The organism is Metabacillus sp. 22489, assembly GCF_052044855.1.
Lineage (GTDB): Bacteria > Bacillota > Bacilli > Bacillales > Bacillaceae > Metabacillus > Metabacillus niabensis.
The window spans coordinates 169,408-183,058 of sequence record NZ_JBQENT010000005.1; the positions used below are offsets into that span (position 1 = coordinate 169,408).

At 35.4% G+C, this 13,651-nt stretch carries 13 protein-coding genes; 8 read left to right on the forward strand and 5 right to left on the reverse strand.

Translation table 11 applies throughout. The features are described from left to right. Positions 1–41: 41 nt before the first annotated feature. Positions 42–1,235 carry a cytochrome P450 family protein gene (locus ACTJJ9_RS04995; protein ID WP_145584750.1) on the reverse strand — a complete coding sequence of 398 codons (1,194 nt, stop codon included), beginning with the start codon at positions 1,233–1,235 and terminating at the stop codon, positions 42–44. An 851-nt stretch (positions 1,236–2,086) separates the two neighbouring features. Between ACTJJ9_RS04995 and ACTJJ9_RS05000 the strand changes: the two genes are divergently transcribed. From ACTJJ9_RS05000 to ACTJJ9_RS05010, 3 genes are all read left to right on the forward strand, one after another. Continuing rightward, positions 2,087–3,298: an NAD(P)/FAD-dependent oxidoreductase gene (locus ACTJJ9_RS05000; RefSeq protein WP_095297536.1), complete on the forward strand. Its 1,212-nt coding sequence runs from the start codon at positions 2,087–2,089 to the stop codon at positions 3,296–3,298. 310 nt (positions 3,299–3,608) lie between these two features. Beyond that, positions 3,609–3,929, forward strand: a complete 321-nt coding sequence (locus ACTJJ9_RS05005; RefSeq protein WP_095297542.1) for a YuiB family protein — start codon at positions 3,609–3,611, stop codon at positions 3,927–3,929. Between the two features lie 201 nt (positions 3,930–4,130). Next, the gene (locus ACTJJ9_RS05010; protein WP_145584752.1) at positions 4,131–4,880 is read left to right on the forward strand and encodes a 3D domain-containing protein; all 750 of its coding nucleotides are present in this window, start codon (positions 4,131–4,133) and stop codon (positions 4,878–4,880) included. Between the two features lie 143 nt (positions 4,881–5,023). Here the strand turns inward: ACTJJ9_RS05010 and ACTJJ9_RS05015 are convergent, their stop codons facing one another. Beyond that, complete coding sequence (locus ACTJJ9_RS05015; protein ID WP_145584754.1) at positions 5,024–5,500, reverse strand: divergent PAP2 family protein; 477 nt, start codon at positions 5,498–5,500, stop codon at positions 5,024–5,026. Between the two features lie 425 nt (positions 5,501–5,925). On the opposite strand from ACTJJ9_RS05015, the gene ACTJJ9_RS05020 reads away from it, so the two are divergent. Continuing rightward, positions 5,926–7,434: a leucyl aminopeptidase gene (locus tag ACTJJ9_RS05020; RefSeq protein ID WP_145584756.1), complete on the forward strand. Its 1,509-nt coding sequence runs from the start codon at positions 5,926–5,928 to the stop codon at positions 7,432–7,434. A gap of 276 nt (positions 7,435–7,710) precedes the next feature. Beyond that, a complete protein-coding gene (locus ACTJJ9_RS05025; RefSeq protein WP_145584758.1) occupies positions 7,711–9,045 on the forward strand; it encodes a Na+/H+ antiporter family protein in 1,335 nt (444 codons plus the stop codon). Between the two features lie 65 nt (positions 9,046–9,110). Here the strand turns inward: ACTJJ9_RS05025 and ACTJJ9_RS05030 are convergent, their stop codons facing one another. After that, positions 9,111–9,281 (reverse strand): hypothetical protein, encoded by a 171-nt coding sequence (locus ACTJJ9_RS05030; protein WP_186324314.1) that lies wholly within the window; start codon positions 9,279–9,281, stop codon positions 9,111–9,113. Positions 9,282–9,389: 108 nt separating this feature from the next. Continuing rightward, complete coding sequence (locus ACTJJ9_RS05035) at positions 9,390–9,950, reverse strand: biotin transporter BioY (protein WP_145584767.1); 561 nt, start codon at positions 9,948–9,950, stop codon at positions 9,390–9,392. A 152-nt stretch (positions 9,951–10,102) separates the two neighbouring features. On the opposite strand from ACTJJ9_RS05035, the gene ACTJJ9_RS05040 reads away from it, so the two are divergent. Then, positions 10,103–10,702 carry a sulfite oxidase-like oxidoreductase gene (locus ACTJJ9_RS05040; protein ID WP_145584760.1) on the forward strand — a complete coding sequence of 200 codons (600 nt, stop codon included), beginning with the start codon at positions 10,103–10,105 and terminating at the stop codon, positions 10,700–10,702. Positions 10,703–10,755: 53 nt separating this feature from the next. Here ACTJJ9_RS05040 and ACTJJ9_RS05045 read toward each other — a convergent pair whose 3' ends face one another. Beyond that, on the reverse strand, positions 10,756–10,947 hold the full coding sequence (locus tag ACTJJ9_RS05045; RefSeq protein ID WP_141231560.1) for a Spo0E family sporulation regulatory protein-aspartic acid phosphatase: 192 nt from the start codon (positions 10,945–10,947) through the stop codon (positions 10,756–10,758). Positions 10,948–11,114: 167 nt separating this feature from the next. On the opposite strand from ACTJJ9_RS05045, the gene ACTJJ9_RS05050 reads away from it, so the two are divergent. Together ACTJJ9_RS05050 and ACTJJ9_RS05055 are read left to right on the forward strand one after the other, a co-directional pair. Continuing rightward, the gene (locus ACTJJ9_RS05050; protein WP_145584761.1) at positions 11,115–11,867 is read left to right on the forward strand and encodes a (S)-benzoin forming benzil reductase; all 753 of its coding nucleotides are present in this window, start codon (positions 11,115–11,117) and stop codon (positions 11,865–11,867) included. 398 nt (positions 11,868–12,265) lie between these two features. Further along, on the forward strand, positions 12,266–13,402 hold the full coding sequence (locus tag ACTJJ9_RS05055) for an ATP-binding protein (protein WP_186324315.1): 1,137 nt from the start codon (positions 12,266–12,268) through the stop codon (positions 13,400–13,402). Positions 13,403–13,651: the final 249 nt, after the last annotated feature.

Here is a 13,651-nt window from a genome sequence, read left to right on the forward strand (position 1 = left end):
TAAAAGGAGATAACACCCATTATCTCCTTTAGCTTAAAAACTTAAGGTTTAGCATTTAATATAATAGGTAAACGTTTTAGTCCGCGAATGATGATACTCTGTCTCCATTCTAGCTCTGATTGATCGCATGCTAGTGCAATGTGGGGGAAAGCTTCTAATAATACTCGTAAGGCAATTTCTCCTTCCAGCCTTGCTAATGGTGCCCCTAAACAATAATGAACGCCTTTTCCAAACGCAAGATGTGGGCTTTTTTCCCTCATAATATCAAATTCTTCTGGTTTAGAAAAAATGGCTGGATCATGGTCAGCTGAAGCTAAGGAAACGATGACGTGATCTCCCTTTGAAACCTTTTGACCCATAAAGGTAAACGATTCGCTCGCCCAGCGGTCCGTGCTAAATTCAACAGGTCCATTATAGCGTAAGAATTCTTCAATAGCTTGTGGCATTAAATGTGGCTGTTCTTTCAAAAGTGATAGTTGGTCAGGGTGAGTAAGTAAAGCGAGTAAACCATTTGCAATAAGGTTAACAGTCGTTTCATGTCCAGCTACAATTAAAAGCATAATCACACCGTATAGTTCATTTTTGGATAACGTATCACCATTTTCCTCTGCCCTTATCAATTCAGACAGTAAATCATTTTGTGGTGTATTTTTCTTTTGCTCGATTAATTTTTCTAAGTACTCTAGAAATTCTCCCATTGCTTCTTCATATTCTGAAGGCTCATTGATATCAACCATTACATGTGACCAACGTTGAAAATCCATTTGATCTTCCTGTGGTACGCCGAGTAGTTCACATATGACCCTGATTGGTATAGGGAAAGCATACTCTTCGATAAATTCAACGAAGTCCTTATTTTTCATTAACTCAATTTGTTCTCTAGCAATTTCCTCAATTCTCACATCTAACTCTTTGATTTTCTTAGGTGTAAACCCATATTGAACAAGATTACGTAAACGCTTATGGTCAGGTGGATCAACGAAAAGCATACTTTGGGTAATAGGCTGCGTATTCTCATCTGTTATGTTTTCGGGATATAATTTCTTCATATCTTTAATAAATCTAGTATCCTTTAAGACTGCCTCCGCCGCCTCGTAAGTAAAAGCCATCCATGTTACCAAGCCATCCATCAGCTTAACTTTAGCAAACGGTTGATGTGAACGAATTTCCTTATAATATTCGTAAGGATTTTGGTGGAACTCCTTTGAAAAAATCTCGTCTGTTTTAACTTTCATTCAAGTACCTCCCCTATTAATAAGTGAATAATAGAACTATTCTATTTTATAAAGGTAATTCCTTTATTCTAAAAAGTGACTTCATTGAATTTTATGTGCACATATCATGATAAAATCTATGTACAAGCTAACAATTGGGAAATACAGTAGGTAGACTAGATGGTATGAGTTTCTCAGGTGACATTTGATGCATCTGTAGATATGGAAAGAGACTTTTTAGTCTATAGAATTTATGAATGGCATGGCATAAGAGTCGCATCCATTTAAATATGCAACACTATTTTTGATGAAGTAAAAAGAGTAAAAAAATCAATGACTAAAAGAGAACTCTTGAGCGCATAACTTAGAATGGTGAGATGAAGCTTGGAGATTTACAAAGACTGTTTCCATTTTTGCACTAACGCGTATCAAACTTATCTTAATATCTAAACCCCAATCTTTAAGAGGTCTTTCCTAGTAATAGCTGTTAATGCCATAATATCCTAAAAAAGGGTAAAATTAATTCTTGTGTAATACACGGAAATGGGTATTTTTGTTATGAAAACGTTTCAGTTGTAAAAAAACGAAAGGCTAATAATTATAAATGATTTTTTGAAAAAAATATACTCTTATGTTATGAAAAATCACTTGAAAAATTCATTGCATAGGGATATTATGAATGTTAGACATAATTATATATTATTTATTTGTTTTAGGTAAGAAAGAATTACTTTCATGTGCATTAATAAGTGAATAATTTCACAAAGTTTTATTATCTAAATTAATAAAATGTTGTGTTTGAGTGGATTATAAACAGTAGAAATAGTTCACGTAAATGTACAACAATTTTAGAGTAAAGGTGGATGTTTTCTTTGAGAAAGCCAAAAGTTGTCGTTTTAGGTGCAGGATACGGTGGGTTAATTACAGTTACAAGATTACAAAAGCAAATCGGTGCTAATGAAGCTGAAATTACGTTAGTGAATAAAAATGATTATCACTACGAAACAACATGGTTACATGAGGCTTCAGCAGGAACTTTACATCATGACCGCGCTCGTTATCAAATTAAAAACATTATTGATAGCCGTGTAAATTTTGTAAAAGATACAGTTGTTTCTATCGATAAAGAAGCAAAAAAAGTTGTTTTGAAAAATGGCGAAATCGAATATGATTACTTAGTTATTTCTTTAGGTGCACATCCTGAAACATTCGGTATTAAAGGATTAAAAGAATATGCATTTGGTATTACAAGCATTGATTCTGCTCGTCAGCTTCGTGAGCATATTGAATACCAATTTGCAACATATAACACAGAAGAAGAGAAGAAAGATGAGCGTTTAACAATCGTAGTTGGTGGAGCTGGATTTACTGGTATTGAATTCCTTGGTGAATTAGGTAACCGAGTTCCTGAGCTTTGCAAAGAGTATGATGTTGATTTCAACAAAGTACGTATTATCTGTGTTGAAGCAGCGCCAACTGCACTTCCAGGTTTTGATCCGGAATTAGTTGATTATGCGGTAAATCACTTACAGAAAAAAGGCGTTGAATTCAAAATCGGTACTGCGATTAAAGAATGTATCGAAGATGGTATCATCGTTGCTAAAGGTGATGAAACAGAAACAATTAAAGCTGGTACAGTAGTTTGGGCTGCTGGTGTTCGTGGTAACAGCGTTGTTGAGGAAGCTGGGTTTGAAAACATGCGTGGCCGTGTGAAAGTTGATGAGTATTTACGTGTACCTGGTCATGATGAAGTATTTATTATCGGTGACTGCTCACTAATCATCAATGAAGAAATTAATCGTCCATACCCTCCTACAGCGCAAATTGCAATGCAACAAGGTGAAACTTGTGCGAAAAACGTAGCAGTTGCTGTTCGTGGAAGCGGAGAAATGGAAAAATTCACTTTTGATAATAAAGGTTCAGTTGCATCATTAGGTGAAAACGATGCAGTTGGTGTTGTATTTGGTAAAAAAATAGTTGGTACTAAAGCATCATTCATGAAAAAAGTCATTGATAACCGTGCATTATACATGGTTGGTGGACCTTCATTAGTATTGAAAAAAGGAAAATTCAAATTCCTATAAGAAACTCAAAGGACAGAGGCGAAAGCTTTTGTCCTTTTTTACTTGTTTGAGGAGAAATGATGTGTGTTCGTGGTTACTGCGTATCTCCAGTCCATACGCAGCTGAACAGGCGCTTCCGCTTTTCTGAATTGTCTAGCTCCAGCGCCTAGCCCCTCGAGGTCACAAGCCAATTATGCCAAAAAGGTAAAGATCACCTTTATGGCATAATCGTCTTGTGCTTGTCGGGGCTGAACAAGGCGCTTTCGCTTTTCTGATTGACTGTCCATCATTAGTTCAGTACACTAAAAGAGGTATAATGGAGGTGATGGGCATGTTAAGTTTACCGGTTTTATTAATTTCAATGCTTTTATTTTTGGTTTTATTTTTTGGAATAGGTTTTTTATTAAATATGCTTTTGCGCATGTCTTGGATTATGGCGATTGTTTACCCGATTGTATGTATTTTTATCATAGATGAAGTTCGATTTATCGAGTATTTTCAAAAACCAGGGGATTCCTTTTCATCACTAGGTCATAAAATTACCTCGTTAGCTCTTGCTGATATATTAATATTATTAAGTGGACTTATCGGAGCAATTCTTTCAGGGGTTGTTATTAAAATGCTTCGAAAAAGAGGGTATCAAATGTTTTAATTATAACGCTTACATACAGCTTTTCGCTAAAAAGCCTGGCTTATCCAAAAATTTTTTTGGAGGTCAGGCTTTTTTATCGAAATTGGGGACAGTCCCCGTAATCGCTTTTAAACTGTTAAAATATGTTTTTTCCTATTTTTTGAATAATCTCTTGCATTTCTGGGAACGAATAGATTTGTGAGAGGAGTGAATAGGAAAAATATGATACGTATAAAAACAATTTGTAAGCGGATTTTTATGTCATTATTATTTTTAGGTGCATTAACAACAACGTTTGAAGTCGTCTCTGGTCTTGAGGTACGAGATGTGCATAAATGGTACAACCATAATTACAATAGCTCAGCAACAATAAGTCAGAGCAGTGTAAACAATGAGGCGGAAGAAGAAGCAGAAGTCGATGATAACTCAATTAGATTTTTAGGTTTAACATTTAAAAAAATGAATAGCGAACCATTAGTAAGCACATCGATTTCATCAAGCGTTGAGGCAGTCAATCAAAATGTTTCTTTAGAGGATGCAATTGATTGGTCACAGTATCCTACTAAAAGGGTCGTTGCAACAGGCTATACAGCAGGTGTGGAATCAACTGGTAAACATCCAAACCACCCAAGCTATGGAATTACCTATTCGGGTGTAAAGGTGAAACGTGATTTATACTCGACTATCGCTGCAGATTTAGATGTATTTCCACTTGGAACAATTCTTTTTATTCCAGGCTATGGCTACGGTGTTGTCGCAGACATTGGTGGAGCAATACAAGGAAACAGGCTAGATTTATATTATGAAACAGTAGCAGATGTTTATAAAAATTGGGGTAAAAAGCAGCTGGATGTTTATGTTGTAAAAGTCGGTGACGGGAAGTTGACAGAGGAGCAGCTAAATCAATTAAATGAAAATGAATCAATGCAGGTTTTCAGGCAACAATATTTAAAAAGTAAAACAAAAAGCTAAGGGGTAATCCTTAGCTTTTATTCTATATGCACTATTATTTATTGTTCTCTCTTTACTAGATAGGTGAGGTGTGAGTAGTTCTTTCCACCGTAGGAGGCATACCACACAGCCTCAAACTGAAACGACTACTAATCTAAATCACCTTAATAAAAGAAGTAATATAAGACTAAAGAGATAAGAATACCTGTTAGTCCGCCGAAAAATACTTCGATCGGTTGGTGACCAAGTAATTCCTTTAGCTTCTTTTGCTTTTCTTGATCAGGCTTCTTTGGCCACACTTTTGCTTCTTCAACAAATGTATTAAAATCGATTACGAGCTGATTTAATACGGTTGCTTGTTCACCTGCATGCCTTCTTACTCCAGTAGCATCAAACATGGTGATAATCGCAAAGATCGTTGAAACTGCAAATAGGGAGGAATTCATTCCTTGATCCAAGGCTACACCAGTTGTGAGAGCAGTAACTGCTGCAGAATGTGAACTAGGCATTCCACCAGTACTAGTAATTAGCGACCAATCCAATTTCCTACTTACAATATATTGAATCGGAACTTTTACAAATTGGGCGAAGAAAATTGCAACTAAAGATGAAATTAAAGGGAAGTTATATAATAATTCCATATTGATTGCCCCTTTCAAATGGTGTAGTTTATCCAAATATGTACGCTTTCATTTATATTTAACAAAAGGAACGTCAACGTTTCAAGTTTTACCAATGCTAATCATTGTATACTTCCGTTAAATCGTTTTAAAATGAAAGGGAGGATAAAAGTTTTCTCCATTATAGCATAATATTGCTTTAGTTCTTTCCATTGTTGATACATAAATTACAAGCAAAATGAATGATTAAGAGCTCACAGTAAGTTGCAGGATAAGCGATTTTGTTAATTTTTTATGGAGTAGTTTTTTAGTTTTAGCTTCGGCGCCTACCTTCTTTGGCTTCAGCGATATAAGAATTAATGGGATAGAACACCTTCTAATTTTATACGACTAATTTGCCTAAGACAGAATAAGGTGCTGCTTTTCTTAATTTTGGAGGTGTTTTTATGTTTAAAGTACATAATCAATTAAATTTGCAAGAACAATATGAAGTGCTTGTCATCGGTTTATTTCAAAAAAATAATAAATTAACTGGACTTGCAGCTGAACTAGATGAAAAGCTAGATGGTCAATTAACGCAAATGTTAAAGGATGGAGATTTGTCTACAAAGTACAAATCGATTACAAAGCTTTACACACTTGGCAAACTACCAGTAAAGCGAATCTTTTTTGTTGGATTAGGAAGAGAAAAGGATATTACCTTTTATAAACTTAAAGAGGCTTACGGAAGATTATTTAAAACGATTCAAGAAGCAAAAATTCAAGATGTTTCGATTGTATTAGAAACATTTGTCTCCGAAAAAATAGAGCTACCTGATTCTTCACATGCATTAGCTGAGGCGTTTGCTTTATCAACATATAAAATTATTGATTATAAACAAAAATCAAATGAACCAGAGAAGCAAATCGAACAAGTTCAAGTCATTGTAACAATGGAGGAAACAGTTGAGATAACAGCAGCATTAGAAGTCGGTTATGCATTTGGAAAAGGTACAAATAGCGCTAGGACGTTAACGAATATGCCACCGAATCTTTTAACAGCAAGTGAGCTAGCACAGTATGCACAGGAGATAGCGAAGACATATCAGTTTGAATGTGAAATTCTCGAGAAGGAAGAGATGGAGCGTCTCGGAATGGGAGCGTTACTTGCTGTTAATAAAGGTTCTGTTGAACCACCAAAAATGATTGTTTTGAAATACCAAGGGAAAGAGACATGGGAAGATGTTATAGGCTTAGTTGGAAAAGGTATTACCTATGATACTGGTGGCTATTCCATTAAACCTAAAACAGGAATTGTTGGGATGAAAACAGATATGGGCGGTGCAGCTGCTGTTTTAGGAGCAATGGAAATTATCGGTGAGCTAAGACCTGAACAAAATGTTGTAGCAGTCATTCCTTCAACTGACAATATGATTAGCGGCGATGCATTTAAACCAGATGATGTGATCGTTTCCTTAAGCGGGAAAACGATTGAAGTCTTAAATACTGATGCTGAAGGGCGACTAGTTCTTGCGGATGGAATTACGTATGCTAAGCATCATGGGGCAAACTATTTAGTAGATGTTGCGACATTAACAGGTGGAGTTATTGTTGCACTTGGCACTGAAACAACTGGTGCGATGACAAATAATGAAGAATTATTTGAACAGCTCCTACAAGCTTCATATGAATGTGATGAGCCTGTTTGGCGTTTGCCAATTACGGAAAGTGATAAAAAGAAAGTTCGCAATAGTAAAATGGCAGACTTAAATAATTCTCCAGGACGTGAGGGACATGCGATTATGGCTGGAACCTTTATCGGAGAGTTTGCTGAAGATACACCATGGGTTCATCTTGATATCGCCGGAACTGCAACAACCTCTAAAGGAAATGAACTTGGACCAGCTGGTGCAACAGGTGTAATGGCAAGAACACTTGCAACCCTTGTTGAACGTTTTGAATTGAATATGGAATAAGCAATAAAAGAATCAATCGTAACGGGTTGATTCTTTTTTATTTTCTCATCGCATTATTGTATTGTAAATTTGCAATAATTTAAACAAGTAGTGACCCTGCAAAGGAGCAAAATGAAGAGAAGTTAGGGAGCATGGGAGCAAATAGATGGTTATTCTGACAAATTATTATTTAGATATACTTTCCGTTGACAACCTGATTTTATCATGGTAAATTTAAATCTGTTATTTTATCTCTCTACCATATTAGCAAACTAAAGTATTTTTGGGGGTCTTATTATGAACGCGGTTGTCATTGCGGTTATAGTTATGCTTATACTAAGCCTATTACGAATAAATGTTGTTTTTGCGCTAGTTGTCGGTTCTTTAGTTGGAGGTTTAACTGGAGGACTTGGAATTGCCACTACAATTGAAACGTTCACTGGTGGTTTGGGTGGAAATGCTACTGTTGCATTAAGCTATGCCTTGCTAGGTGCCTTTGCTGTTGCCTTAACGAAAACAGGTCTACCAGATGCAGTTGTAGCAGGTGCTATTAAATTAGTTGGCCGTGAAGGAGAGACGAAGCGAAAAACGCTCTCTAAAGTATTAATTATCTTTATGATTTTAATTATGGCGATATTTTCCCAAAATGTAATACCGGTACATATTGCCTTTATTCCTGTCCTTATTCCTCCTTTATTAAAGGTACTTAATGAGTTACAAGTGGATCGTAGATTAATTGCATGTGTACTTACATTTGGTTTAATCACTCCCTATATGTATTTGCCTGTTGGATTTGGAGCAATCTTTCACGGGATTATGAAACAAAATATTGAGGATGCAGGCCTTGTTATTGCATTATCTGATATTCCAAATGCAATGATGATTCCATCCCTAGGAATGGTTGTTGGTTTATTAGTTGCTGTGTTCATTTCTTATCGGAAAAAACGTGTATATGAAACTCGTGAAATTGAAGGTCAAGAAATGAGTAACCCTTATACAAATAAATCAATCGTGATTGCGATTATTGCAATTGTTGTTTCCTTGGCTGTACAGCTATATCTATCACAAGTAATCGGTGTAGAGGGCATGATATTTGGTGCATTAGCTGGTCTAGTAGTTTTGTATGTAAGTGGTATTTTAAAGCTAAAAGAAGCAGACATCGTTATTACAAACGGTATGAAGATGATGGCGTTTATCGGATTTGTTATGATTACAGCCTCTGGTTTTGCAAGTGTTTTAAAAGAAACTGGCCATGTCGATAAATTGGTTGCAGATGCAGTTGACCTCATTAATGGAAATCAAACAGTTGGTGCGTTGCTAATGTTAATCGTTGGACTGCTTGTCACTATGGGAATAGGCTCGTCGTTTTCAACGATTCCAATCCTTACGACTATCTTTGTTCCGTTATGTCTTGAACTAGGATTTAGTCCGTTAGCAACAATTGCGATCGTCGGAGCTGCATCTGCACTAGGTGATGCTGGTTCACCTGCATCAGATAGTACGCTTGGACCAACATCAGGCTTAGCTGCAGACGGAAATCATAATCATATTTGGGATACATGTGTACCGACATTTCTTCACTACAATATCCCAGTGATTCTATTTGGTTGGATCGCTGCAATTGTTTTATAAATTTTAGGTAATATTTTACCAATTAATAGATAAAGAAAAAAAGAGGCTTATGATGTGAACATTCATCATATAAGCCTCTTTTTTTCTTTATCTATATTTATTCTCTCCAGTAACTCCTCATCATCCCATTCTAAAATCGATTCATTGAATTCGGGATGTTTATCTAGTACTTGTTTTTCTAATTGTTCTCTATCATTCACATCGAGAAAATATTTTTTAATACGAAGTGTTTTCACAAATTCACACCCTTTTTTCGTTACTCTACTATTTTTATTGACAAAACTAGTAATAATTATACATTGAAAATGTAAAAATAGTAAAAGTATAAGGGACTTTGAATTTCATTAGGCAGCAATTCGATTATTCGTTGCTTTTGATACAGCATGATAAATACGTGGAGCAATAAGGGCTCCGATAATTGTGAACACGATGTCTTTTACTGCAAACCAAGCCATAACACCCCATGCTGCGAGATATGACATTGAAGCATTTAACCAAACATTTACCGCTAGCCACATATAAGTAGTTCCAATTAGATAGATTAGGGCAATCCCAACGAAAGATGCAATGAAGAAGATCGAGCCTTTTTTATTGTTGCTTTTTTCGATTAATTTTCCAACGACAAACGCCGTTGGGATATACGCAAAAATAAATCCACCTGTACTTTCAAAAAGTACACCAATTCCAGCGTTGAACTGGGCAAAAACAGGTGCTCCTGCAATGCCGATCAACGCATAAATTGTCATCGACAAGGCGCCAAGCCGACTTCCTAAAAGAAGACCTGCTAAAATACAGAAAAAGGGCTGCATTGATAATGGAACATTAGCAATTTGTAAAAAAGGTGCCCACGATGTAATATTAGCACCAACAGCCATTAATCCACTAAACATGGCAACCAAAGTCATATCATATGTAGTAATTTTTCTTTTCAACTATTATCACCCTTATTTAATATTTTACTGCTTCACTAAAAGTATTTTTATGATAAAAATATAAATGGATATTCGTTATATGTCAACTAAAATTAAAATTAAGTTAACAAAAAGAGGTGATGTTCATGTATTTTGGTAAAAGGAGAAATAACCAGCAATCTGATAGAGTTCCTCCGAATCAAAATGTAACAACAACTTTTCCAGTCTTACATTCAGGAACGATTCCATATTATGAGGATATTTCAAAATGGAATTTGCAAATTTACGGTTTAGTAGAAAATCCAAAGCTCTATACATTAGACGATATTAAATCGTTATTTCCGAAAGTAGAGCTTAAAAATGATATTCATTGTGTAACAGGATGGTCGAAGCTTGATACAAGCTGGCAAGGGGTAAGAACAGCAGATCTTGTAAAAGATGTGAAGATTAAAGAGCAAGCAAAATATGTGATCATTCATGCTGAAGAAGGCTGGACAACAAATGTAGCGATTGAAGATTTCTTAAAGGAAACGAGTCTTCTTGCATATGCATATAATGGTGAACCGCTAACACCTGAACACGGATATCCGCTCCGAGCTGTCTTCCCACATCTTTATTTTTGGAAGAGTGCAAAATGGGTAAGAGGTCTACAATTTACCGAAAAAAATCATCCTGGTTTTTGGGAGAGGAATGGGTATCATATGAAAGGGGACCCGTGGCTCGAACAAAGATTTAGCTTTGATTAAAAAACAAAACTCCCATCTGTCACAGATGAGAGCGATATGATCATGTTTGTCCTTTATCTATTAACTACACAGTGCTTTTGATATTCTAGTATCAATTTATCTAATCGTTGACTTAAAGCTACTGTTTTCGGATGATTTAATCCGATAATTAAGCCGATTTCAATTAGTTCACCTTTGAGAAAATCAATCTTACTGAGTAACTGATTTTCATTAATAGAACCATTTTCAAAAATAGTATTTTCCATATCAAGGGACTCCTTTGATTTCAAAAGTACTATCATTCGATATTGGTAATTATAACAATTTATCCTAAAATTGTAAATCTTTAATTGCATATATTCGATATAGGTAGATTTGTCTTCAAAACAGTATTGCTTGTAAGTCTGGAATCGAATTAAGAGGAGGAAAACAAATGAATTATTATATTGTAACAGGTGCTTCGAAAGGATTAGGAGAAGCAATCGTAAAGGAAATGTTTACGCACGAAAACTGTATTATCTATCTTTCAAGATCAAGTAACATTGAGTTAGAGGAATTAGCTAAAACGAACAATGTTCAGTTATTCTATCAGTCATGTGATTTAACGAAAATCGAAGAAATAGAAGAAACGGTTAACCAAGTGTTTACTAAAATTGACTTAGTTCAAGCGGAAAAACTGACGTTAATAAATAATGCAGGAATGATCGAGCCGATTAAGCAGGTTGGTGATGCAGTTGCTAATGAGATTATCTCAAATGTTCAAGTAAATCTGTTAGCACCAATTTTATTAACGGAGTTCTTTTTGAAACAATCAAAGAGCTTTAAAGGTCAAACAGTTGTTGTCAATATTACTTCAGGGGCAGCAAATAAATCATATTCAGGTTGGAGTACATATTGCAGTACAAAGGCAGGGTTAAATATGTTTACAAGAACTGCTGGTCAAGAGCAAGGTGCACAAGGAAATAAACGAGTGATAATTGGGTTTTCACCTGGAGTGATGGATACAGATATGCAAGAAATGATTAGAACGGCAGGAGAAGAGGATTTCGCCTCACTTCCTATGTTCAAGGAGTATCATGAGAAGGGGATGTTAAGAAAGCCGAGTTTTGTCGCAAAGATATTAGTAAATCTCATTAATTCACCTTTAGAGAATGGTCGAGTTTATGATATAAAGGAATTTCTGTAATTGGTGAAAACTGAGAGAAATCTAGGATTAATTTGTTCTTTTTTAAAAATTTTGTAAAAAAGAATCGCAAAAATTGTCAACAGATGTAATAATATCTGTAGGGAGAAAATGTGACGATTGATACATAAATTTTGGTTTCATATGTCCTAGTTCATATATGCGTTCACTTTTTCTACATTGATGCCAAAGCTAGTGACGGCTAGAAAAACATATAGAGGTGGCTGAAAATTAATACTTTAAAAGATAAAAAGTTTACAGTCATCATCTCCGTAACGATACTCATTATTACAATACTCTCTTCATTAAACTTGTATGCAACATATCAAAACACTAGAAAGACGATTGAATTAACTATTGCAAACCAAGGAATGGCGAAAGCTCAAAATATAGTAGGCAGCATGAATATAGAAATCCTTGAAAAATTTTTGCAGAATCAACAATCTAGCGAGATACGTCGTCAACTTAGCGAGGAAATGAAAAAATCTAAAAGGTATACAGGTGTTCGAGATATATATTTCATTCATACAGACGAGGCAAATCAACCTAGATTAATAGATGAAAATCTAGCGGAAGATTCAGTAAAAAGATTCGGAGATTGCTGTAAACAATTAAAGGAATTGAAAAGATTTGATAGAGAAGCTAAACCATTCACAAAAAGAATGGAAGATCCATCTGGCCAAACGTATGTAATAGCAGGGGTTCCAATTGTATCGAAAAAAGCCGAGACTATCGGAATGCTAATTATTGAAGAAGGTATTGAAACTGTAAAGAAGATTACTAAAGATGTGACGTTAAATAGCATTCCATATTTTTTATTTAGCGGTTTATTTGTTCTGTTTTCCTTTAGCACGTTTCTCATCTACCAATTTTGGATACAAAGAAAAGTGACCATACAGGTTGGTGAAACAGAGGAAACGTACCAAGGTGAATTTCAATCAATGCTTCAAACGATGAGATCGATTCGGCATGATTTCATTAACCATATCCAAGTAATCCAAGGGTTATTACAGTTAAAAAAGGAAGAACGTGCTTTAGAGTATGTGAATTCACTAACATCTGAAGTGATTTCGATGGAATTACCTTTTAAAGTAAAAAATCCGGCACTTTTCATTTTATTGCAATCAAAATGGGCGCGTGCCCAAAATGATAAGGTGGATATGCATATATTCGTTAATGATGATGAGCAGTTTACTAAACTAAAATCAATTGATCTTATAAGAATTTTATCAAACCTAATCGATAACGCATTTGATGCTACCCTTGTTTTACCTGAGTCCGAACGATTTATTAGCATTGAAGCAAAGGCAACCCAAGCTAAATATATATTTAAGGTAGAAAATATTGGACCAACCATCCCAGAGGAAAATGTGCACAAAATTTTCAAGGCAGGTTTTTCAACAAAACAGGAACGGCATGGGGTTCCCCGAGGCGACGGTTTAAGTATCGTGAAGCAGGTTGTTGATATGTACGGTGGGACAATTAATGTTACTTCTGTAAAAAACTCTACAATCTTTGAAATCGAAATTCCAGTTTGAAGAAGCTAATTAATAGCTTCTCAGCTTGTAGAGAAAGTGGGTGTTTTTTCTCTACAAGCTTTTTTATTTTCTAAAAATGTTCTTATAAGGGATAATAATTTTCCTAAGATAACCAAAGAAAAAGATTGCTACACACCTAGCTTAACCTAGCTAGGTATGTGGCAATCTTTTTCATATTCTGGCAGGCTGCGGTGAGAAGCACCTGCTCACTAGCATTCCTTAATCCCCGTAACCGGCAGTAGCGAAGCC